Source organism: Bacillus sp. SH5-2, from assembly GCF_008368905.1.
In the GTDB taxonomy this organism is placed as follows: Bacteria; Bacillota; Bacilli; order Bacillales; family Bacillaceae_G; genus Bacillus_A; species Bacillus_A luti.
The window spans coordinates 129,121-151,323 of the sequence record NZ_QOSD01000012.1 but is presented as its reverse complement, the minus strand read 5'-3'; the positions used below and the strand labels follow the sequence as shown (position 1 = coordinate 151,323).

17 protein-coding genes and 1 riboswitch are annotated in these 22,203 nt (G+C 37.5%); of the genes, 10 read left to right on the top strand and 7 right to left on the bottom strand.

Annotation, left to right across the window (positions count from 1 at the left end):
- The first annotated feature begins 20 nt into the window (after window positions 1–20).
- Complete coding sequence (locus DN410_RS10085) at window positions 21–401, top strand: VOC family protein (RefSeq protein ID WP_149176382.1); 381 nt, start codon at window positions 21–23, stop codon at window positions 399–401.
- A gap of 39 nt (window positions 402–440) precedes the next feature.
- On the opposite strand, the gene DN410_RS10080 is transcribed toward DN410_RS10085, so the two are convergent.
- Entirely contained in the window at window positions 441–2,441 is a 2,001-nt protein-coding gene (locus DN410_RS10080; RefSeq protein WP_149176381.1) for a YhgE/Pip domain-containing protein, read from the bottom strand.
- A 135-nt stretch (window positions 2,442–2,576) separates the two neighbouring features.
- Here DN410_RS10080 and DN410_RS10075 point away from each other — a divergent pair, with 135 nt between their 5' ends.
- On the top strand, window positions 2,577–3,461 hold the full coding sequence (locus DN410_RS10075) for a LysR family transcriptional regulator (protein ID WP_149176380.1): 885 nt from the start codon (window positions 2,577–2,579) through the stop codon (window positions 3,459–3,461).
- Between the two features lie 149 nt (window positions 3,462–3,610).
- Here DN410_RS10075 and DN410_RS10070 read toward each other — a convergent pair whose 3' ends face one another.
- Both DN410_RS10070 and DN410_RS27895 read right to left on the bottom strand, forming a co-directional pair.
- Complete coding sequence (locus tag DN410_RS10070; RefSeq protein ID WP_149176379.1) at window positions 3,611–4,696, bottom strand: transcriptional regulator; 1,086 nt, start codon at window positions 4,694–4,696, stop codon at window positions 3,611–3,613.
- A gap of 91 nt (window positions 4,697–4,787) precedes the next feature.
- On the bottom strand, window positions 4,788–4,937 hold the full coding sequence (locus DN410_RS27895) for a hypothetical protein (protein WP_000283175.1): 150 nt from the start codon (window positions 4,935–4,937) through the stop codon (window positions 4,788–4,790).
- Between the two features lie 254 nt (window positions 4,938–5,191).
- Here DN410_RS27895 and cydA point away from each other — a divergent pair, with 254 nt between their 5' ends.
- The 3 genes from cydA to DN410_RS10055 all read left to right on the top strand — a co-directional run bounded on the left by cydA (window position 5,192) and on the right by DN410_RS10055 (window position 9,276).
- Window positions 5,192–6,547, top strand: coding sequence for a cytochrome ubiquinol oxidase subunit I (gene cydA, locus DN410_RS10065; protein WP_000381971.1), 1,356 nt, complete (start codon window positions 5,192–5,194; stop codon window positions 6,545–6,547).
- Complete coding sequence (locus DN410_RS10060; protein ID WP_149176378.1) at window positions 6,540–7,565, top strand: cytochrome d ubiquinol oxidase subunit II; 1,026 nt, start codon at window positions 6,540–6,542, stop codon at window positions 7,563–7,565. The genes cydA and DN410_RS10060 overlap by 8 nt, the downstream gene beginning before the upstream one ends.
- 352 nt (window positions 7,566–7,917) lie before the next feature.
- Window positions 7,918–9,276 (top strand): arsenic transporter, encoded by a 1,359-nt coding sequence (locus DN410_RS10055; protein WP_149176377.1) that lies wholly within the window; start codon window positions 7,918–7,920, stop codon window positions 9,274–9,276.
- Window positions 9,277–9,377: 101 nt separating this feature from the next.
- Here DN410_RS10055 and thiC read toward each other — a convergent pair whose 3' ends face one another.
- Window positions 9,378–11,138 carry a phosphomethylpyrimidine synthase ThiC gene (thiC, locus tag DN410_RS10050; protein WP_149176376.1) on the bottom strand — a complete coding sequence of 587 codons (1,761 nt, stop codon included), beginning with the start codon at window positions 11,136–11,138 and terminating at the stop codon, window positions 9,378–9,380.
- A 114-nt stretch (window positions 11,139–11,252) separates the two neighbouring features.
- A riboswitch (TPP riboswitch) is annotated at window positions 11,253–11,368 on the bottom strand.
- A 71-nt stretch (window positions 11,369–11,439) separates the two neighbouring features.
- A complete protein-coding gene (gene lldP, locus DN410_RS10045) occupies window positions 11,440–13,101 on the bottom strand; it encodes an L-lactate permease (protein WP_149176375.1) in 1,662 nt (553 codons plus the stop codon).
- A 296-nt stretch (window positions 13,102–13,397) separates the two neighbouring features.
- Between lldP and DN410_RS10040 the strand changes: the two genes are divergently transcribed.
- Complete coding sequence (locus DN410_RS10040; RefSeq protein WP_149176374.1) at window positions 13,398–13,715, top strand: magnetosome magnetite crystal formation protein family; 318 nt, start codon at window positions 13,398–13,400, stop codon at window positions 13,713–13,715.
- 59 nt (window positions 13,716–13,774) lie between these two features.
- Here the strand turns inward: DN410_RS10040 and DN410_RS10035 are convergent, their stop codons facing one another.
- Both DN410_RS10035 and DN410_RS10030 read right to left on the bottom strand, forming a co-directional pair.
- A complete protein-coding gene (locus tag DN410_RS10035) occupies window positions 13,775–14,266 on the bottom strand; it encodes a metal-binding protein (protein ID WP_001139078.1) in 492 nt (163 codons plus the stop codon).
- 50 nt (window positions 14,267–14,316) lie between these two features.
- Complete coding sequence (locus DN410_RS10030) at window positions 14,317–14,682, bottom strand: YkvA family protein (protein ID WP_149176373.1); 366 nt, start codon at window positions 14,680–14,682, stop codon at window positions 14,317–14,319.
- 544 nt (window positions 14,683–15,226) lie between these two features.
- Between DN410_RS10030 and DN410_RS10025 the strand changes: the two genes are divergently transcribed.
- The 4 genes from DN410_RS10025 (at window position 15,227) to DN410_RS10010 (ending at window position 22,076) form a co-directional block, all read left to right on the top strand.
- A complete protein-coding gene (locus DN410_RS10025; RefSeq protein ID WP_149176372.1) occupies window positions 15,227–17,155 on the top strand; it encodes an LTA synthase family protein in 1,929 nt (642 codons plus the stop codon).
- 506 nt (window positions 17,156–17,661) lie between these two features.
- Entirely contained in the window at window positions 17,662–18,546 is an 885-nt protein-coding gene (locus DN410_RS10020; protein ID WP_179958598.1) for a D-amino-acid transaminase, read from the top strand.
- A gap of 211 nt (window positions 18,547–18,757) precedes the next feature.
- Window positions 18,758–20,497, top strand: a complete 1,740-nt coding sequence (locus DN410_RS10015) for a C40 family peptidase (RefSeq protein ID WP_149176370.1) — start codon at window positions 18,758–18,760, stop codon at window positions 20,495–20,497.
- 367 nt (window positions 20,498–20,864) lie between these two features.
- Complete coding sequence (locus DN410_RS10010) at window positions 20,865–22,076, top strand: NupC/NupG family nucleoside CNT transporter (RefSeq protein ID WP_149176369.1); 1,212 nt, start codon at window positions 20,865–20,867, stop codon at window positions 22,074–22,076.
- Window positions 22,077–22,203: the final 127 nt, after the last annotated feature.

The window sequence follows — 22,203 nt, the reverse complement described above, 5'->3', positions numbered from 1 at the left end:
AAAGAAAGCAGGAGACATCTATGATTAATCAAGTTGGACAAATTATGCTATATGTAAATAACCAAGATGAAACCGTACAATTTTGGACAGAAAAAGTAGGATTCCAAATCATCGCAGAAGAAAATAACGGAAAAGGATTTCGCTGGATTGAGATTGCACCAGCAAAAGAAGCTGGAACAAGCATCGTCCTTCACGATAAAGCGTTAATTGCGAAAATGCAACCTGAATTAAACTTAAATACACCTTCACTTATGTTCTTCTCTAATAACTTAGATCAACTGTATAAAGATCTTTCTGAGAAAAACGTAACAGTTGGACAAGTTGTAGATTTACCTACTGGTAGAGCGTTCAACTTTGCGGATAATGAAAATAATTACTTTGCGGTAATGGAAAAGAAATAAGAAAAAGCTATCCGAAAAAATCGGATAGCTTCTTTCATTTTAAGAAATTTGTTCTGCATTCGTTTTTCTATGCTGTATATGACTCGTGATCCAAGCAATTCCGCCAGCAACCACGAGGTAACATAACAATATTAAAATTTGCATTTGTAATTGCGACCAATCTCCTAAAGAGATAACATCTTGTAATCCTCTAAGAGAATGAGACATTGGAAGAAACTGTCCGATTTTGCTAAGAACAGCTATATTTAATTCTCCCGGGAAGGTACCTCCACTCGTCGCTAATTGCAGGACAAGAAGCGTTACTGCCGCAAACTTCCCAACAAGACCAAATACCGTTACTAACATAAGAATAAATGTCATAAACGTAAAGGAAATAACAATACTTGATAAAACAAAGAGCGGCACACTTGCAACTTCTAATTTCATAACTCCTAGCACTACCACATCTACAAGTAGCGCTTGAATGAGTCCAATTAAATATACCAATCCTAGTTTATTAACAAAATGTACCGTTCCGCTTACCTTCATATTTTGTCTACGGCCAAGCGGTAAAATATTTGATGCCATAATTCCGCCAACATAAAATGCAAGCGATAAGAAATATGGTGCAATACCTGAACCGTAGTTAGGTACGTCAGACACTGTTGACTTCACTAACTGAACTGGCTCTGAGAACATCGTATTGCGTGCATCATCATTGCGAACATCCGCTATCTTCTCTGCGCCCTCTCCTAATTTCGTAGAAAGTTCTTTCGCACCATCGTCAAGTTTAACAAGACCGTTCGTTAACTTCCCAGCGCCATTATTCAGCTCCGTTCCACCGTTTGCAAGCTGATTTACACCTTCTTGCAAGGAAACAAATCCACTACTCCACTTCGTAAATCCATCAGCCAAATTCGAAGTACCATCTGCTATCTTCTTCGTTCCAGCAGTAGCTTCATTTAACTTAACTCCGAATGTATTCATGCCTTCTTCAATCTTATGTTGACCGTCAGCAATCTTCTTCGCACCTTGTGTCAATTGTTGTTGGCTATTATTTAAAGTATTTGTTGCTTTAGCTAATCCATTAGACGTAGCAACGATTTTTTGAAAGGCAGGATCTTGCTGCACTTCCAGATGACTTTTCACGTACTCTTCTAATTGTTTCTTCACACTACTTGCTGCATCATCCAATTTCACTTGCCCCTCAGCAAGTTTTTCACTTCCGCTCACCCATTCATTTGTACCAGCACTTAATTCACTAACTCCTGATTGTAACGTTTTTTCACCTTGTGCTAGTAACTCCATACCACTATGAAGTGATGTCGCTCCTTGACTTAACTCATTTGCTCCCCCGGTTAAAGCAGATTGGCTAGACGCAAGCTTGTCACTTCCCTCTTTTACTTTCGACGTCCCATCACTTAAACGATGAATACCATCTGCAAGCTGATTTGCCCCATTTCTTGCATCTGTCGTCCCTTCATGTAACTTCCCAGCACCGTTACTTGCATCACTCAAACCTTGTGCCAAATCTTGAAACTTTGAAAAGACACCTTCTGTATAAGATTTCGTAATACTATTTGAGATTTTTGTTTTCATATTTTCAACAGCTGTCGTTCCAATTTGAGCTGCTACAAAGTTTTTACCTGGATTTACTTTGTACTGCAATTGTGCCGGCTCTGGTTTCTCATCCATAAGCGTACTTACCTTTTTAGAGAAATCCTCTGGAATCGTAACAACCATATAATACTTGTCTTCTTTGAGCCCTTCATCAGCATTTTTTTCTGATACGAAATGAAAAGCCAGTTCCTTATTCTCTTTTAAATTTTTAACAAAATCGTCCCCTGCATGAATTGTTTTTTCATCCATCGCAGCACCCTTATCTAAATTCACAACTGCAACAGGTAATTTATCTAATTTTCCGTACGGATCCCAATATCCAGCTAAAAAGAATCCTGAATAAATTAAAGGAACGATTAACAAAAAAATTAAAGCGATACGCCCATGTTTATGGTGCCACATCGCTTTCCAATCTTTAAATATAAGCTGAATTCCCTTCATGAAACATACTCCTTCTCCTAATTTAACACCATTAGAATGGTTTAACAGATTTACTATACACGTCACTTTCCATACTGTATAATACATCTTTAATTATCAATTCATTCCTTTTGATCTATAGAAAGGAGAGTCAAAATGGAACTTCTTCAATTAAAATACTTTCAGACAGTCGCACGACTAGAACACATGACAAAAGCAGCTGAAGAATTACATATCGCGCAGCCTTCACTCAGCAAAACAATCGCTAGACTAGAAAAGGACTTAGGCGTCCCTTTATTTGATCGCCAAGGTCGACAGATTACATTAAACTCTTTCGGGAAAGTATTTTTAAAACGAGTAGAGCGCATTTTTCATGAATTAAGTGAAGGCGAACGAGAAATTAAAGATTTAGCTGACTTACAACAAAGCTCTATTACGCTAGCCGTTTCTATTCCAAGAATATTACCAGAACTACTCGGTTCTTTTTTACTAGAACATCCTAACGTTCGATTCCAGCAATTTCTCGCATCTACTCCTTCTATGAAAAGACAACTAGATAATATGGAAATCGACTTTTGTATCTCTTCTGTGCCAATTGAAGGAGAGGAAATAATTTGGGAACCACTTATTACAGAAGAAATTTTCTTAGTCGTTCCTTCAGGCCATCGGTTATCAAACCGCGAAAGTATCTATCTGCATGAAGTAAAAGACGAACCGTTTATTAGTATGAACACTGGTTACGGATTTCGGCACTTAACAGATGAATTTTGTAAAGAAGCTGGTTTCACTCCGCATATTGCTTTTGAAGTAGATGAACCAACTGTGATTAGCGACCTCATTAAACAAGGTCTCGGTGTCGCATTTGTCCCAAGCTTAACTTTATTGAAAAACTCTACTTTAGCATCAAATAAGTTACGTATTATTGAACCTAATTGCGCGCGAACCATCGGCTTAAGTTGGTCAAAAAAACGCTATTTATCAAACACCGCCCAGCAATTTCGTGAATTTGTAATTGATTACTTCTCCAATATTAGGCCATGAAATTATATCGACGATTTGTCAAATATATCGATCATAACTTCAAATATATCAACGATTTTTTCAATATATCGACGTTTCGACAAGGAATATCGATTTATCAACAAATAACGACACAAATAAAAGGTGCCATCCCCATAGGGTGGCACCTTCTATTTCTTACTCTTCTCTAATTCTATTTCCGCTAAAAGCGGCAAAACATTATCAAAAATATGAGTATTATTATTTTCACCTGTGACGTATCCACCGTAATATCTACTAAACACATTATCATTTCGGAATGTAGTCATTCGCTCATATAATTCCTTTGCAAAATTTGTATCCCCTGTGTGTAATACGTATAAAATTGTTAGTCCGTAAGCAGCCGGTGATTCATAATTTACAGTTTGTTTTCCCGTTTCTACATTGTATCGACCGTATAACTTCCCGTCCTCCTGGAACTTCTTCTTTATAAATTCCAAATATGCATCTGATGAAAGACCCCCTAAACTACGATGGTAAGCAACGTATGATTGGTCAATAAGACTCACTTCTTTATCGTATGTAAATGTACCATCTTCTTTATACTCTTTTGGGAATGCCCATCCATTTCTCGGATAATCAGCTAAAAACTGGATTACTTCTTGATACTGCTGAGCAGAAACTTTCCCGTACTTTTTCATGTAAGAAAATGCGTGCGGGTTTATGTAGGATGTTGTGACAGAATTATTTTGTTTACCTGCATCTGCATCATAATAATCAACGTACGTACTACCTTTTTTATTATAACGAAGTACAGCATCACTCAATTGATCTGCAAGATTTTTATAACGCTCTTCCTTATACATTTCATAAGCACGATATAATTGTTCTATAATACGAAGGTCATCTATAAGTGCATTTGTAGCTGACTGCATTTCTCCCTTTTCAGAGATTTTCCATACAACGATGCGATCCTTATGTAAAAAGTTATTTTGAATCACCTTTACTTGTTCATCAAATAACGCTTGGTCATCTTTATCAAGTGTATATTGTAACCATAGTCCTGCTGATTCTGATAAAGCTTCACGGCCTTTTGCTTCCCCCGTGCCAGCCTTTGTATCTGCTAAACGATATGTAGCAAGCGTCCCATTTTCATTGACCATATGTCTTAAAATAAAATATTCTGTACGGTTTCCTTGTAATGCTGACCAAAATACAATTCCACCTAAAGCGATTAAGAGCATAACTCCAATCCCTATATATAAACGTTTCCGCAATCTTTTCACCTCTCTAATAAGGCTAACCTTAATTTTAGCAGAACATACGTCAATTTAAAAAAGACAATCTATTAGATTGTCTCCCGTTCCTCTATCCCTCATAAGCCTCTTTAGAAGGTCTATATAGCGATTCCACAAGTCGATCATATTCACGACGCGTAATTTCTTTATTGTACAGCTTTAATAATAAATCTCTATGCTCTTTTGAAAATGCCATCTTTTTAATGACTTCAGGATACATAAAACATCCTCTCCATTTCACATAAACTTCTTCATCCCGAAAACAGAACTCATGTTCGCATAAAAGATTATAAAAGATTCCTAAACAAAAAACAAACAAAATATTATCAAATATTTATTTCTTTCTCTTCTAAATATTCAAACATTATATTACCATATTCACTTTTTAAATACACATATATTTTTGGTAGTTTTTTTGAATAAATCTTCCAATTCAATCAGAAAATAATGGCAAAAAAGAAGAGGAGTTTACATATGGATACCGTAACATTAGCAAGAGCGTTTTTTGGTTCTTCATTAGCATTCCACATTATCTTTGCAACACTTGGCGTCGGGCTTTCATTGATGATTTTCATAAGTGAAATACTCTATCACTGGAAGAAAGATTCCGACTATGCCATTATGGCGAAAAGATGGACAAAGGCATTTGCAATCCTTCTCGGTGTAGCAATTCCAACCGGAACAATTGTTGGTGTGCAAATCTCACTTCTATGGCCTGGTTTCGCCAAAATTGTTGGGCAAGTTATTTCTGTTCCCTTTCAAATTGAGATTTTCGCCTTCTTTTTAGAGGCTTTATTCATGTCTATTTATGTATACGCAGCTGATAAACTCCCTCCATTTATGAGATTAATCTCGCTTTTTTTTGTTATGCTTGGTGCCACGGCATCCGCCGTGCTTATTACATCAGCAAATACATGGATGAATACACCTGCAGGCTTTTCAATGGGGCCAGATGGATCAGTTTTTAACGTTGATCCGTGGAAAGCTTTCTTTAATCCAAGCTTTGGCACAAGTGCATTCCACGTTGTTATTACGGCCTATGCAGCCGGGGCAGCTGTCATTGCCTCTATCGCTGGATTTAAATTATTAAAGAAGAATTTGAGTGAACGTGAAATTGCTTACCATAAAAAAGGATTACTGTTAGGACTTGTTGTTACATTCATCACAGGTGCTACGATGTGGATTTCGGGACATGAATCTGCGATTGCCTTACATAAACACTCACCAGAAAAACTAGCATCCGCTGAAGCTTTGTTTGAAACGACATCACACGCACCTTTATCAATTGGTGGGGTTGTTGATCCGAATACACTTGAACTAAACTATGCACTCGAAATTCCGAACATGCTCAGCTTATTAGTAGGGCTCGATCCTAGTACCGTCGTAAAAGGGCTCAATGAATTCCCACAAGAAACGTGGCCACCATTTTATACACATACACTGTTCAACTTAATGGTCGGCACAGCTGCTTTTACCTTCGCAGTTGCCGCAATCGCTCTCTTGTATTGGTACTTTGTTTACCGAAAAAAAGGAGCAGAGTTACCGAAATGGCTTCTTTGGGGAGCTGCCGCCTGTGGACCAGTTATGATGCTCGGTATTGAGTTCGGATGGGTCTTCAGCTGTAGCGGTCGTCAGCCATGGACCATTTATGGTATGCAACGTACGATGGACGCTTCTACACGCGCTGATTTCGTCGGTCCTTTATTTATTCTATTCATCATTTTATATATTGGACTCGGCATTTTAACCGTCTTTGTACTACGGACATTCTTTAAGAAACATCCGTTAAAGAATGATTTGCATAACCAAGGAGGCGATTCTCGTGCATGAGGAAAGTATTGCAATCATCATCTTGTGGGCTCTGATTTTTGTTTATAGCATACTAGGATCCATTGATTTTGGAGCTGGTTTTTGGGGCATGGTATATGCGAAACATCCGACACTTGCTGCTAAACTTGCGAATCGATACTTATCACCAACTTGGGAAGTAACCAATACATTTCTCGTCTTTGTCGTTGTCGCTTTTCTCGGTTTCTTTCCGAAGGCCGCCTTTACCCTTGCAACCGTTATGTTCGTACCAGTTATGCTAATTCTAGTACTCGTTGCAATTCGCAGTACATTTATGGTATTTGCTTATTCACTGCCAAAATACCAACATCTTCTTCGTGTTATTTCAGGTATTACAGGGCTTTTAATTCCAGCTCTATTAATTACCGTTCTACCCGTTACAGAAGGTGCTTATATTACAATGTCTGAAGGAAAAGAAGTACTCCTTTATGGAAAACTTCTTTCTAGTCCTGTTATTTATTGTTATATGCTCTTTGGACTAACTTCGGAACTATTTCTATCTTCTCTCTTTCTTGCTGATTTCGCGAGAGAACAAGGTTCAGAAGATGCCTATAAAATTTATAGAAGAAATGCCATCATACTTGGTCCTGCAACGCTCGTTGCTGCTATTATCGCCCTCGTTGTAATGGACCCAGAAACACACTGGCTTATGGAAGGGCTAATAAAGCAATTCCAATGGTTTACCGTTTCTATCGTTTTATTCGTTATCGGGTACTCTTCACTTTGGTGGACAAACAAGAAGTACGACACACTTGGATTTCCTCGCATCGCCGTTTTAGCTGTCGTTGCTCAATATGGATTTGCAAGCTACGCTTACGGCATCGCCCATTTACCGTATATCATTTACCCGGACGTAACTGTATTTACAAGCTTTACGACAGTCGAAACATTCTATGCATTGCTTATTTTATATGCAATTGGGATTGCAATTTTACTCCCAGGATTCATTTTCTTCTGGAATTTATTCTTGAAGGATCGAACTTTTTTGAAGGAAAAATAATCTAACCTTGGAGTCTGTCCCAAAAATCATATTGGGATGGGCTCCTTTTGTCATGTTTTGTCGATAAGTTGATATATTTTAAAAATCACTGATATATTTTAAGTTACGCCGATAGATCTCCATAATCGCCCATATAAATTTCATTTACTATCTTACTGCCCATCTAATTTATAGACTCCTCTCACAATAGTTATTTCACTATTCGTGACACTTGTCCTTTCGCTTGAAAAACACATATTCACTTTATTCCATTATATGTCTAGTTCTTCCTATTTTCCGCTGAATATACTACTAATACAAACCTTGAGACAAGCTACATTCGTTCAAGGAAAAATAGAAAGGTAGGCAAAATATGAGTACTGAAATATGGATTACTATTATTGTATTCTTCTTCACGATGATTGTTATCTTTTGGCGACCTCGTGGTTTAAATGAGGCGTGGCCAGCAGCAATTGGTGCTGGCATTATCCTGATTACTGGACTTGTATCAAAACCAGATGTCATGGACATTATCAGTAAAATTGGCGGTGCCTCCATAACAATATTAGCGACCATCGTTATGGCGGTTATATTAGAAAGCTTTGGCTTCTTCCACTGGGCCGCAGCGAAACTTGCAAACTTAGCAAAAGGCTCTGGTCGCCGTTTATACTGGTATATTCAATTATTATGTTTTCTTATGACTCTTTTATTTAATAATGACGGTAGTATTTTAATTACAACTCCAATTTTAATTCTTCTTCTAAAAAACCTTCAATTAAAACCGCATCAACAAATTCCTTATTTATTAAGCGGTGCTTTAATCGCTACTGCATCTAGTGCACCAATTGGTGTAAGTAATATCGTAAACTTAATCGCATTAAATATCGTGAATATGACTCTTTATATGCATACCGCTATGATGTTTGTACCAGCAACATTAGGACTATTATTTATGTCATGGCTCATGTATACAGTTTTGAAGAAAAAACTCCCGAAAAAATTACCTGTTTCTTCATATGATATTGAAGAAATATTCTTCACGAAAAATTTTCATCCGTTAAAAGGAAAAAATTCTGTTGATACGAAACAAAAACGTACAAAATTCATGCTAAAAGTATTAGGCTTCGTCTTCCTTATGCGCTGTCTTCTATTCGTTGCATCCTTCTTATCGATTCCAATCGAAATCGTTGCTGTACTCGGTTCACTCGTTCTTCTCATCTGGAGATGGTACTACTTACGAACAAACCCTATCGATATTTTGAAAAAGACACCGTGGCACATTTTAATTTTCGCTTTCTCTATGTATGTAATTATTTATGGACTTCACAACGCAGGACTAACAGCTGCGCTTGTAAATTGGCTTGAACCAGTTGTAAGTCAGCATCTACTTTATGCTAGCTTTGCAATGGGCGGACTCGTTTCTCTCCTCTCTAACGTATTCAATAATCACCCAGCACTTATGATTGGTACAATCACATTAACAGAAATGGGACTAGATCCAGTCACATTAAAAACAATCTACCTCGCAAACATTATTGGTAGTGACATCGGTTCACTATTACTACCAATCGGTACGCTAGCTTCCCTCATTTGGATGTATATCCTGAAACAAAACAAAATCAAAGTAAAATGGAAAGACTATTTAAGTGTATCTCTTATCGTTATCCCACTCACAACAATCGTCACATTATTCCTCTTATTCTATTGGGTACACCTCTTCTTCTCCTTGTAGACAACAGAAGCCCCCTTTGCTACCGTCTTAGCAAAGGGGGCTTCTTCTATAATTAAGTTAGGTACTACAGTGTGATCAATCAAGTAAAGAGGTGTAACGTGTTATTGATATAAATGACTACCAGTTTCTTTAAATTCTTTCGCCTTCTCTTTCATACCTTTTTCAATTGCTTCTGTCGTTTCTAAATCATTTTCTTTCGCATATTCACGAATATCATGTGAAATTCTCATACTACAGAACTTCGGTCCACACATCGAACAGAAATGAGCTGTTTTCGCTCCTTCTGCTGGCAACGTTTCATCGTGATATTCCATCGCGCGTTCAGGATCTAAAGATAAATTAAATTGATCGCGCCAACGGAATTCGAAACGTGCTTTCGAAAGTGCATCATCACGCTGATGAGCCGTTTTATGCCCTTTTGCAAGATCAGCCGCATGTGCTGCAATTTTGTACGTAATAACCCCCGTGCGAACATCATCTTTATTTGGCAATCCTAAATGTTCTTTCGGTGTTACATAACAAAGCATTGCAGTTCCAAACCAACCAATCATCGCAGCTCCAATTGCCGATGTAATATGGTCATAACCTGGTGCAATATCTGTCGTTAACGGTCCAAGTGTATAGAATGGCGCGCCCTGACAAATATCAAGTTCTTTTTCCATATTCTCTTTAATTAAATGCATCGGTACATGTCCAGGTCCTTCAATCATCACTTGCACATCATGCTTCCAAGCAATTTTCGTTAATTCACCAAGTGTTTCAAGCTCTGAGAATTGTGCTTCGTCATTTGCATCTGCAATCGATCCTGGACGTAATCCATCTCCAAGAGAGAACGAAACATCGTACTGCTTCATAATTTCACAAATCTCTTCAAAATGAGTATATAGGAAGTTTTCTTTATGATGGAATAAACACCACTGTGCCATAATCGAACCACCACGCGAAACGATACCTGTCGTACGCTTTGCAGTAATTGGAATGTAACGAAGTAATACACCAGCATGAATCGTAAAGTAATCCACGCCCTGCTCCGCTTGCTCAATTAACGTATCACGATACACTTCCCACGTTAAATCTTCTGCAATTCCATTTACCTTTTCAAGCGCTTGATAAATCGGCACAGTTCCAACTGGTACAGGCGCATTACGAATAATCCACTCACGCGTCGTATGAATGTTTTTACCTGTAGATAAATCCATAATCGTATCTGCACCCCAGCGAGTAGCCCACGTCATCTTCTCTACTTCTTCCTCAATAGAAGAAGATACAGCAGAGTTTCCGATATTTGCATTTACCTTCACGTGGAAATTACGCCCGATAATCATCGGTTCCGCTTCCGGATGATTAATATTCGCTGGTAAAATAGCACGACCTTCCGCAATTTCCTTACGAACAAACTCAGGCTCTACTCCTTCACGAATCGCAACGTATTCCATCTCAGACGTAATAATGCCATTACGCGCATAATGCATTTGCGTAACATTTGCACCTTGCTTCGCTCTAAGCGGTTTGCGATCCATTTGCGGGAAAACAGGTGTATGTTTCGAAGCCACCTTCACACCGTCATCCTCTGGTTTTACTTCGCGCCCTTCATATGCTTCTACATCCCCGCGCTCCATGATCCAAGAATGACGCGGCGCCTCCAACCCCTTTTCCAGCTCCACTTTATACGCCGGATCCGTATAAGGACCGCTCGTATCATACACGCGGACTGGCGGATTTGGGACGCCGTTCGTTTCGCTTTGTTCAATCTCACGCATCGGCACTTTCATACCTTCTCGTGGTCCATCCACATATACTTTCTTACTCCCTGGTAAACTTGATTTCAATTCAATTTGCTCAGCTGAAACAGATTGTTTCATAACCTTTGTTGCCTCCCCTGTTCGTGACAAGGACGAGATATGGCCAGCGCATGCCAAAATAAAAAGAGCCAGGTCCATAAAAAAATAAGGACCTGGCTCATAAAAGACATCATTATGTAAAGCCGTTAACTTCCCTACGCTGGTACGAGCCAGATCAGGTCCAAAGGGTTAAGAAGATCACGCGCTTCTCTCTCAGCCTACGCATACGTTAGGCACCCCTAGTTTATCACTGATTTAATTTTCAATACTTTCCCATCATACACGATAATCTGAAAAATGCAAAGGTTATTTCTTTTGCTCTTTACGGAATCATCCACGTTAAATAATATGCTTGAACATACGTCATAATACCAACAATAATTACGAAGAACAAACTATGCTTCACTGTGAAGCGGAACAAGTCTGATTCTTTTCCAGCAAGTCCAACTGCCGCACAAGCAATTGCAATCGATTGCGGAGAAATCATTTTTCCTGTTACACCGCCCGTTGTATTTGCTGCAACGAGAAGCACTTCAGATACACCGACTTGCTGCGCTGTAATTGCTTGTAAGTTTGAGAACAGTGCGTTCGCTGACGTATCGGATCCTGTTAAGAATACGCCAATCCAACCTAGGAATGGTGAGAAGAACGGGAATAGTCCGCCAGTTCCAGCCAGTGCTAACGCTAATGTAGAAGATAGCCCAGAATAGTTTGCGATAAATGCAAATCCTAATACGAATCCGATTGATAGAATTGGCATTTTCAGTTCATTTAACGTTTCTTTAAATGTCACTACTGCATCTTTTGCACTCATTTTCAAAATAAACATGGAAATGATGCAAGCAATTAAAATCGCTGTTCCAGTTGCTGATAATACATCAAGCTTCAAAATCGCCTCATAAGGCGTCGGTTTATTTACAATTGGCTCTGCTTTCATTACTAAATTGTGCAAGCCTGGAATTTCAAACTTAAATACAAGACTTTCTAAAGCGCCCCCTGGGGCGAATAATGCCTTAAAGAAACTTTGACTCCAAATGACTACCATAACTGTTAATACGATAAATGGAGACCATGCCTTTACGACTTTTCCTAACGTTAATTTCGGCATCGATGCCGAAGTCGTTGCCGCAGCTACTTCACTATTTGCTTGCCCGGATTGATAGATTTCTTTCGGTTGCCATACTTTTAAGAACAGCGCCAAACTTACTAAACTTACAAGCGCCGATGTAATATCCGGAAGTTCTGGTCCTAAGAATGTCGCTGTAATGAACTGCGTAATTGCAAATGAACTACCCGCTACAAACAGCGCAGGCCAAGTTTGCTTTACCCCTTTAAATCCATCCATTAAAAATACGATAAAGAACGGAACAAATAATGATAAGAACGGTAACTGATGTCCAGCCATTTGTCCGATTTTATGTGGATCGATACCCGTCACTTGTCCAGCAACTGTAATTGGGATCCCCATTGCGCCAAACGCTACTGGTGCAGTATTTGCGATTAAACAAAGACCAGCTGCATATAAAGGATTTAACCCAAGACCTGCAAGAAGCGCCGCCGTGATCGCTACCGGTGCCCCAAATCCTGCTGCTCCTTCTAAAAATGCTCCAAATGAAAACCCAATTAAAATAACGAGTAAACGGTGATCATTTGTAATAGATAATACAGATGCACGAATCACATCGAATTGACCTGTTTTCACAGAAATTTTATATAAAAATACCGACATAATGATGATCCAAGCGATTGGCCATAATCCGTATAAGAAACCGTATCCGGTTGCTGCCATTGCCATCGTAAACGGCATCTTATAAGCGAACAGCGCTACTAAAATTGTAAGTACAACCGTAATAAATCCTGCCACATACCCCTTCATGCGGAAAACTGCTAAAGCTAAGAAAAAAAAGATAATCGGAATAAGTGCGATCGCCGCCGAAATCCAAATGTTTCCGAACGGATCATAAACTTGTGTCCATGTGTTCATTGTTCTCTCCCCCTAAAGAATCCCCTTTTAAATAGAATAACCTCATCAATAGACTATCAGGTCATCATACCTTTTAGCCTAAAAATAAAAAACGTTTAGGAAAACGTTTTCAATAACTTTCATTTATACTTTAGCACATTATTTTCTTTCAAAAAAGATTTTTTTGAAAATTTTATTATTTCACTAGAAAATCTTACAAAAACGTCACGTTCTTGTAAGGTTCATCGATAGTACGCTCGCAAAAATTATTGCATAATAATAGTATAACAACGGACATTATTTATGAGGTGATATATATGAACGGAAACAAAATATTAGCTGCTTTATCATACTTTAGCGTACTATTTGCCCCTATCTTATTCCCAATCATTGTTTGGATTGTGGGCGACTCTGAAACAAAACCACATGCAAAACGAGCCCTATGGACACACATTATTCCAAGTATCGCAACATTTATTGGAATCATTATTCTAGGAATTATGGGTATCGGATCGGATCAAGCAGACGTAACACTTGGAATCGGGGCAATGATTGTCTTATGTATTTGCGGCATCATTAGCTTATACTACTTCATTTGGAATATCGTGAAAGGTATTAAAGTGCTAAAAGCTTAATTTCCTTTTTAAACAAACGTTTGATTAAAAAAAGACACTTGCAAATTGCAAGTGTCTTTTTATCTTCTGCGTTTCTTCTTTTTTCTCATCATTTTCTTTCGGCGCGTGTTCACTTTATCCGCTATAATGTGGAGCGTACTCGCTACGACAATTCCCATTACGAACGTTACAAGTTCAACCTCATGTTCCTTCGCAATTTCTATTAAATTCCCGTCAAGTGCGATTACATTTAATAGGAATAAAAACGGAGAAAACACAATTAACATGTAAGCGATACGAATTATATCACCAAGTATAATTGTGTGCGTAAAAAAGGAACGATGCGGCATTATCCTCTTATACGGGTACCAGAATATACGCAAAAATCCCCATTTATTGTACGCATTACTGTACGTATCTAAATCCGGTGTTAAAAATGAAGTGCCCACTAAAAAGCCAATTGCAAAAGTTAATAAAAAATCAAAATCTGTTAATCCATACGAGAAAAGCATAAACAAAACAACCGGCAGGGATATTAAGTTTATTTTCGTATGCGTTCTTCCTGATGGCATAATGCACTTCCTCGCTTACGTTCGCCCTGTCACCATATGACAGTTCTCACCTATTGATCTAATTTCTGATCGATAAATGATGTGTCTATATCCGAACCAAACCATTCTGCCAACTTCATTCGTGCCTTATCTTTCACATCTTCATTGACGTATAACGACGCTTGTAATAGTGCGGCCATTAACGCCCCTAAATCATCCGTATAACCAATTCCAGCAATGAAATCTGGGATGGCATCAATCGGTGCAATAAAATAAGCAAGTGCTCCAATTACAATCATTTTCACTCGTTTTGGAACGTCTGGTCTTTGCAAAACGTAAAACAATAATAAACTTGCATAAATAACCGACTGCCCCGCTTGCTTTGCAACATGTTTTACCTTTTCCCAAAACGCTTCAACTGAAAATTTTTGTTTCATATAAAAGCCTCCTTATTTTTTTAAAAAATAAGCTACAATATGATATCAGTAAAAGTTCATCAAAATTACACATAATCTATCAATGAATTTTATTGTAACAAACAAAGATAAAAAGAACAAGTGTTCGTTAATTTTTACATACTTTCCTTCATATACTAGGTTTCTAGATAACCACTTACACGTATTCATTTCTTATTTCTCAACCATAGAAATTTTCAATTTCACTTAACATTCTGTTCTATGTTTGTTATATTTTCTAGTTGACGAGCATATAAACGAATGTTAAAGTTTTCTCTGGTAGTGACAAATCACATACAAAAAATGTAAAATGTTATAGTGTTTCTCAGAAATGAATTTTGTTGTATAATACAGAAATGACGTTATGCTTATGAGCAACACAAGAAACTAAAAGGGTATGCATAGTTATAGTCGTATATGGGTGAATATAGAACCTCTAATTATGGCCAAGAAAACTATGTATTTTTTATTTTAGCATTTTTCGCTCCAAAATCGACCAAGCCTGATAGAGAAAGGGTGGAAATGAATGAAAGAAACCTTGAAATCACAATTTCAAAATGTGCGCTTCACTTTATTCGTAGCTTTGGCCGTCTGGCTGAAAACCTACATTATTACACGCACAAGCTTCGATTTAAAACTTGAATCTTTCATGCAAGAATTCATTTTATTCATTAGTCCATTAGCAGCATCATTACTGTTTGTGGGCCTTGCATTATTTGCAAAAGGAAAAAAACGTAACTATATAGCACTTGGAATTAACTTTGTCTTAACGTTCATTCTTGTTGGTAACGTAATGTTCTACGGATTCTACAATGACTTCGTTACTTTACCAGTACTAGGACAAACATCTAACTTTGGGAGCTTAGGTTCTAGTGTGAAAGAATTGTTTAACTACAAAATTATCCTTGCATTTGCGGATATTCTTGTATTCTTCGTTCTATTGAAAAAGAAGAAAAACTTTGCACCGACAGAGCGTGTAGCACGTCCGATGCGTTCTCTATACTTCGTATCAACAATTGCTATTTTCTTCGTAAACCTAGGATTTGCAGAAGCTGAGCGTCCTGAACTATTAACACGTTCATTCGACCGCGTTATGCTTGTTAAAAACTTAGGCTTATATGTACACCAAGCATATGACCTTGGCTTACAAGCGAAATCTAGTTCACAAAAAGCATTTGCTGACGGTAGTAAATTACAAGAAACAGAAAACTACGTGAAAACAACACAAAGTAAACCAGATCCAAATATGTTCGGTACTGCAAAAGGGAAAAACGTAATTGTTGTCTCTCTTGAGTCATTACAAACATTCTTAATTGGCGCAACAGTTAACGGACAAGAAGTTACACCATTCTTAAACCAATTTACGAAAGAAAGTTATTACTTCGATAACTTCTTCCATCAAACTGGTCAAGGAAAAACATCTGATGCTGAGTTCTTAGTAGATACTTCGTTATATCCACTAGACCGTGGTGCTGTATTCTTCACACACGGTAACAACGAATACACAGCAACTCCAGAAATTTTACGTCAGCAAGGGTATCACACGTCGGTATTCCACGCAAACAACGCAACGTTCTGGAACCGTAACATTATGTATCCGGCACTTGGTTATGATCGTTACTACAACGAGCTTGATTACAAGATTACGCCAGAAACAAAATTAAACTGGGGATTAAAAGATATCGAATACTTCGATCAATCTATCGATATGTTAAAAGAAGTGAAGCAACCATTCTATACTCGCTTCCTGACTTTAACGAATCATTACCCATTCACTTATGATGACAGTACGAAATTAATCGATGAATACAATTCTGGTGATGGCGTATTTGACCGTTACATGGTAACTGCTCGTTATTTAGACGAAGCGATGAAACACTTTATTGAGCGTCTAAAAGCAGAAGGCATTTACGACAACTCTGTTATCGTATTCTACGGTGATCACTACGGTATTTCTGAAAACCATAACCGTGCGATGGCACAGTTCTTAGGAAAAGAAGAAATTACTACATTTGACCATATGAACTTACAAAAAACACCGATGTTTATTCACGTTCCAGGTCAAAAAGAAGGTAAAACAATTTCAAAACCAACTGGTGAAATTGACATTAAACCAACAATTCTAAACTTACTTGGTGTAGATTCTACGAATCAAATCCAATTCGGTCATGATGTATTCTCACCAGATAATAAAGGATTCGTTGTTCTTCGTGACGGTAGCTTCGTTACAGATAAGTACATGTACACAAACAGTACATTCTACGACCGTGCTACTGGCGAAGTTGTACAATTACCGAAAGAAGAATCTCAACCACTAATTGATCGTGCTCAAAATGAATTGCACATGTCTGACAAGATCATTGAAGGTGACTTACTTCGCTTCTCTGACAGTAACAAGATCAAAACTGGTGAAGTAAAAACAGCTATTAAAGAAGAAAAGAAGAGCGCTGAGTAATCTCAGCCTCTTTTTTTATATTCCTCCCTCCTACCTCTTATATTCATTAACTTTAAAATTACATAACCTTTACCAAATATTCACATAGGATTAATGAAAAATCTCTATAATAAAATATGTAAACGAGGTTCTACATATTTCTTATCTCTCATCTTCAATAAGGTCCCTTAAAGAAATGTGTGAATCGTTTGTTTCTACTTTCTTATAATTGTCTTTCAACATGTTTTGTTTCCATAAACAAAACATTCAATAAGACGATGTCCCTATGAAAGATAGCTACCCTCCTTGTGCAGCATTCCATAAGAATGTTGCTTTTTTTTATTTACAAGCAGGATTCTTATTTCTTATTTTCGAATTTATATATACAAAATGCTATAAATTACCACCACTTCTTTACGATTTACCAATACATATACGTCATATGTACAGAATTACTCACATAAAAATGACTATAGTGATTTTTATTCCGAATGAAAGTTTCATGTTACTTATGTACTTACGAAAGGATGGGACGACAATTGGCATATGAGAGATTTGTACTTTGGAATGATGCAGTTATTGATACAACAAAGCAAAAAACGTACATAGAACTTGAAGAAAGAGGGTTGCAGTTTGGAGATGGTGTCTATGAGGTTATGCGCCTATATAAAGGGAACTTTCATTTATTAGATCCCCATATAACAAGATTATATCGCTCCATGGAAGAAATAGAATTATCTCTCCCTTTCTCAAAGGCAGAACTCATCATATTACTTTACAAGCTCATTGAAGGTAATAATTTCCACGAAGATGGAACCATTTATTTGCAAGTATCTCGCGGTGTACAAGCTCGTACCCATGCGTTCTCATATGACGCTCCTCCGACAATCTATGCCTATATTACAAAAAAGGAAAGACCAGCTTTATGGATTGAATATGGTGTACGTGCTATATCAGAACCAGATACCCGCTGGCTTCGCTGTGACATTAAATCATTAAATTTATTACCAAATATACTAGCTGCTACGAAAGCTGAGCGCAAAGGCTGTAAAGAAGCACTATTTGTACGAAATGGTATTGTAACGGAGGGGAGCTGCTCTAATTTCTTTCTAATCAAAAATGGCACCCTGTACACGCATCCAGCCAATCACCTTATTTTAAACGGTATTATTCGTCAATATGTCCTTTCTTTAGCGAAAACCCTTCGCATTCCTGTACAAGAAGAACTTTTCAGTGTTCGTGACGTTTATCAAGCAGATGAATGCTTTTTTACAGGAACTACAATTGAAATCTTACCGATGACACACCTAGATGGAACAGCGATTCAAGATGGTCAAGTTGGACCTATCACAAAAATGTTACAAAAATCCTTTTCTCAAAGCTTGCTTCAATCCAACATGTCATCTTCTTAAACACGAATAATTTCTATCCTGTCTACATTCAATATATGTATTTAAATGGAAATCAAGGTGTGGAATTCATGCCTTGATTTTTTCTTGTAATCTTTTTGTCATATTCAGATTCCCGCATAAGTCTTGACAGTAATCGACATGCTCTTTAGAATTTTTAACAGTTGGTAAATATTTCTTCACTACATTACAGACAGAAAGGAATCGACAAATTATGAAAAAATACCTTGCCGGTCTTGCGGCAGTGTCTGTAGCAGGAGGAGCAGCACCTACACTTGATAGCGTTCAAGCTGCCCCTGAACAAAATACACAAAAAGCTGCTACACAAACTGTCCAAGCCTCTGCATCAAACAGCTCATCTTATAAGGTAAACGCTAGCGTATTACATGTTCGTGCAGGATCAAGTACTTCTCACGACATCATCTCACGCGTTTATAATGGTCAATCTTTAAACGTGATTGGCGAAGAAAATGGTTGGTTCAAAATTAACCATAATGGACAAACTGGCTTTGTTAGCGGTGAATTTGTATCCAAAAATGGAGTAAGCAATTCCAATGTAAATACAACAGGCGGAAACAATAAAGTTACTGCTGATGTATTGCGTGTGCGTACAGCTCCTAACACTTCTAGTTCTGTTTCAGGACGTGTATATGAAGGACAAACATTAAACGTGATTAGTCAAGAAAATGGTTGGGTAAAAATCAACCATAATGGACAAGTTGGCTACGTAAGTGGCGAATTCGTATCTGGTGTTTCTTCTAATGCAGGTTCTTCAAACAACAATACGAATAATAACAACCAAGAATCTGTAAAACCAGCAAGTGGAAACTATACAGTAAATGTATCTTCTCTTCGTGTTCGTACAGGTCCTAGTACTTCTCATACAACTGTAGGTTCTGTTACAAAAGGACAAGTAGTTCAAGTTGTTGGCGAAGTTCAAGATTGGTTCAAAATCAACTATGCGGGACAAACTGCTTACGTAAGCAAAGACTACGTAACAAAAGGCGGTTCTAACGACAACGGTGCACAAGGAAATAACCAAGAACAAAATAATAATGTAACCGTTCAAACTGGTGGTACTTATGTTGTTAACGCAACATCTCTACGCGTTCGCACAGGCCCTGCTACTTACCATAGCGTAATTGGTGGCGTATTAAATGGTACGACATTAAACGTAATTGGCTCTGAAGGTAGCTGGTTTAAAGTTAACTATCAAGGAAAAACAGGCTACGTTAGTAGCGAATTCATGAAATTCGTTAAAGGTGGCACTACTACTCCTGAGCAACCAAAACAACCTGAACAACCTAATCAAGGTGCAATTGGTGACTACTACATTAATGCTTCTGCCTTAAATGTACGTAGTGGTGAAGGTACAAATTATAGAATCATAGGCGCACTTCCACAAGGACAGAAGGTTCAAGTAATCTCTGAAAACTCTGGATGGAGCAAAATTAACTACAACGGTCAAACTGGTTATATCGGAACACGTTACCTTTCTAAAACACCAGTTGGTGGCGCAGTAGATAATAAGCCTAACAACAACCAAAATAATAACCAAAACAATAATAACAATAATACAGGCAATAATAGCGGTGACAGTTCTTCCGTACTTGCATATGCAAAATCAATGCAAGGTGTACCATACGTTTGGGGAGGTACTTCTGCTACTGGTGTTGACTGCAGTGGTTACATCTACCACGTATTTAAGAAATTTGGTCATAACATTAGCCGTCAAAGTGTTGCAGGATATTGGGGTAGCCTACCACAAACTTCAAATCCACAACCAGGTGACTTAATTTATTTCCAAAATACTTATAAATCAGGTCCTTCTCATATGGGTATTTACCTTGGGGGCGGATCATTTATCCAAGCTGGAGATAAAGGTGTAGCAATCGCTTCATTAAATAACTCTTATTGGAAGAGCCATTTCTTAGGATACACGAAAGCACCTTAATTAATAGTTTCAAAGCCTTCTAGATTACTAGAAGGCTTTTTTGTTATAGGTTCAACACATTACTCTCTTTTACCTATCTTCCCTCTACAAAAATAATGTATCTATTCTTCCATTTCATACACTATATTCTGCAAAAACAATCCATAACGTTATCATAATGTATATTTTTACATAAAAAACATAACCTATTTCATGCCTATTCATTTTATATGTGTTTTTTTGAAGAATTTTCTTTTTATTTAAACTTTTCGTTAGACGTTTGACCTCCGATGTCCATTATGATAAGTTACTTAAGATGTTATATTCGCAAAAGTATAGACAACTGGTTTATACACTTTTTTTACTATGAGGAAGGAGCATACACTGCATGAATCTTTTATGGGGAATTGGCGGCGTGATTGGAGTATTAGCAATTGCTTTCTTACTATCTTCCAACCGCAAAGCTATTAATTGGCGCACAATTTTAATCGCGCTAGCATTACAAATGTCATTTTCATTTATCGTATTACGATGGGATGCTGGTAAAGCAGGTCTAAAATACGCTGCTGACGGTGTTCAAGGGTTAATTAATTTTTCTTACGAGGGAATTAAGTTCGTTGCTGGGGATTTAGTCAACGCAAAAGGACCTTGGGGATTTATCTTCGTTATTCAAGCACTACTTCCAATCGTATTTATTAGTTCATTAGTTGCAATCTTATATTATTTCGGTATTATGCAGAAATTTGTTAGTATCGTTGGTGGTGCATTAAGTAAACTTCTTGGAACTTCTAAAGCAGAAAGTTTAAACTCAGTAACAACTGTATTTTTAGGACAAACTGAGGCACCAATCTTAATCAAACCTTACTTAGCACGCTTAACAAACAGTGAATTCTTCACTATTATGGTAAGCGGTATGACAGCTGTTGCTGGCTCCGTTCTTGTCGGTTATGCAGCAATGGGAATTCCGTTAGAACACTTATTAGCAGCAGCAATTATGGCAGCTCCATCAAGTTTATTAATTGCAAAACTAATTATGCCAGAGACAGAACAGGTAGATAATAACGTTGAACTTTCTACAGAACGTGAAGATGCAAACGTTATTGATGCAGCTGCACGCGGTGCATCTGAAGGTATGCAACTTGTTATTAACGTAGCAGCAATGTTAATGGCTTTCATCGCATTAATCGCTTTATTAAATGGATTATTAGGATGGGTTGGTTCTTGGTTCGATATTAAACTTAGCCTTGATTTAATCTTCGGTTACTTATTATCACCATTTGCAATCTTAATCGGGGTTTCTCCAGGTGAAGCTATACAAGCAGCTAGCTTTATCGGTCAAAAACTTGCAATCAACGAATTCGTTGCATACGCAAACTTAGGACCACACATGGCAGATTTCTCTGCAAAAACAAACTTAATTTTAACATTCGCAATCTGTGGTTTCGCAAACTTCTCTTCTATCGCAATTCAATTAGGTGTAACAGGAACATTAGCTCCTACTCGCCGTAAACAAATTGCACAATTAGGGATTAAAGCAGTTATCGCTGGTACATTAGCAAACTTCTTAAATGCAGCAGTTGCAGGTATGATGTTCCTATAAATTTTCAGGTAAATCCTCCTCTTTTCAAGAGGGGGATTTTTTATATAATATACACATACTTCATATATAGATGTATAGACATTATAATAAGATAATTAGTAAGTTTGTTTATTTTTTCTTGTAATAA

What these genes read in the sequence shown, in the direction of transcription:
- DN410_RS10015 (WP_149176370.1), top strand. Translation starts at nt 18,758, where the DNA reads ATGAAAAAATACCTTGCCGGTCTTGCGGCAGTGTCTGTAGCAGGAGGA.
- DN410_RS10035 (WP_001139078.1), bottom strand. Translation starts at nt 14,266, where the DNA reads ATGCCATCAGGAAGAACGCATACGAAAATAAACTTAATATCCCTGCCG.
- DN410_RS10030 (WP_149176373.1), bottom strand. Translation starts at nt 14,682, where the DNA reads ATGAAACAAAAATTTTCAGTTGAAGCGTTTTGGGAAAAGGTAAAACAT.
- lldP (WP_149176375.1), bottom strand. Translation starts at nt 13,101, where the DNA reads ATGAACACATGGACACAAGTTTATGATCCGTTCGGAAACATTTGGATT.
- DN410_RS10020 (WP_179958598.1), top strand. Translation starts at nt 17,662, where the DNA reads ATGGGACGACAATTGGCATATGAGAGATTTGTACTTTGGAATGATGCA.
- cydA (WP_000381971.1), top strand. Translation starts at nt 5,192, where the DNA reads ATGGATACCGTAACATTAGCAAGAGCGTTTTTTGGTTCTTCATTAGCA.
- DN410_RS27895 (WP_000283175.1), bottom strand. Translation starts at nt 4,937, where the DNA reads ATGTATCCTGAAGTCATTAAAAAGATGGCATTTTCAAAAGAGCATAGA.
- DN410_RS10080 (WP_149176381.1), bottom strand. Translation starts at nt 2,441, where the DNA reads ATGAAGGGAATTCAGCTTATATTTAAAGATTGGAAAGCGATGTGGCAC.
- DN410_RS10055 (WP_149176377.1), top strand. Translation starts at nt 7,918, where the DNA reads ATGAGTACTGAAATATGGATTACTATTATTGTATTCTTCTTCACGATG.
- thiC (WP_149176376.1), bottom strand. Translation starts at nt 11,138, where the DNA reads ATGAAACAATCTGTTTCAGCTGAGCAAATTGAATTGAAATCAAGTTTA.
- DN410_RS10075 (WP_149176380.1), top strand. Translation starts at nt 2,577, where the DNA reads ATGGAACTTCTTCAATTAAAATACTTTCAGACAGTCGCACGACTAGAA.
- DN410_RS10010 (WP_149176369.1), top strand. Translation starts at nt 20,865, where the DNA reads ATGAATCTTTTATGGGGAATTGGCGGCGTGATTGGAGTATTAGCAATT.
- DN410_RS10025 (WP_149176372.1), top strand. Translation starts at nt 15,227, where the DNA reads ATGAAAGAAACCTTGAAATCACAATTTCAAAATGTGCGCTTCACTTTA.
- DN410_RS10085 (WP_149176382.1), top strand. Translation starts at nt 21, where the DNA reads ATGATTAATCAAGTTGGACAAATTATGCTATATGTAAATAACCAAGAT.
- DN410_RS10040 (WP_149176374.1), top strand. Translation starts at nt 13,398, where the DNA reads ATGAACGGAAACAAAATATTAGCTGCTTTATCATACTTTAGCGTACTA.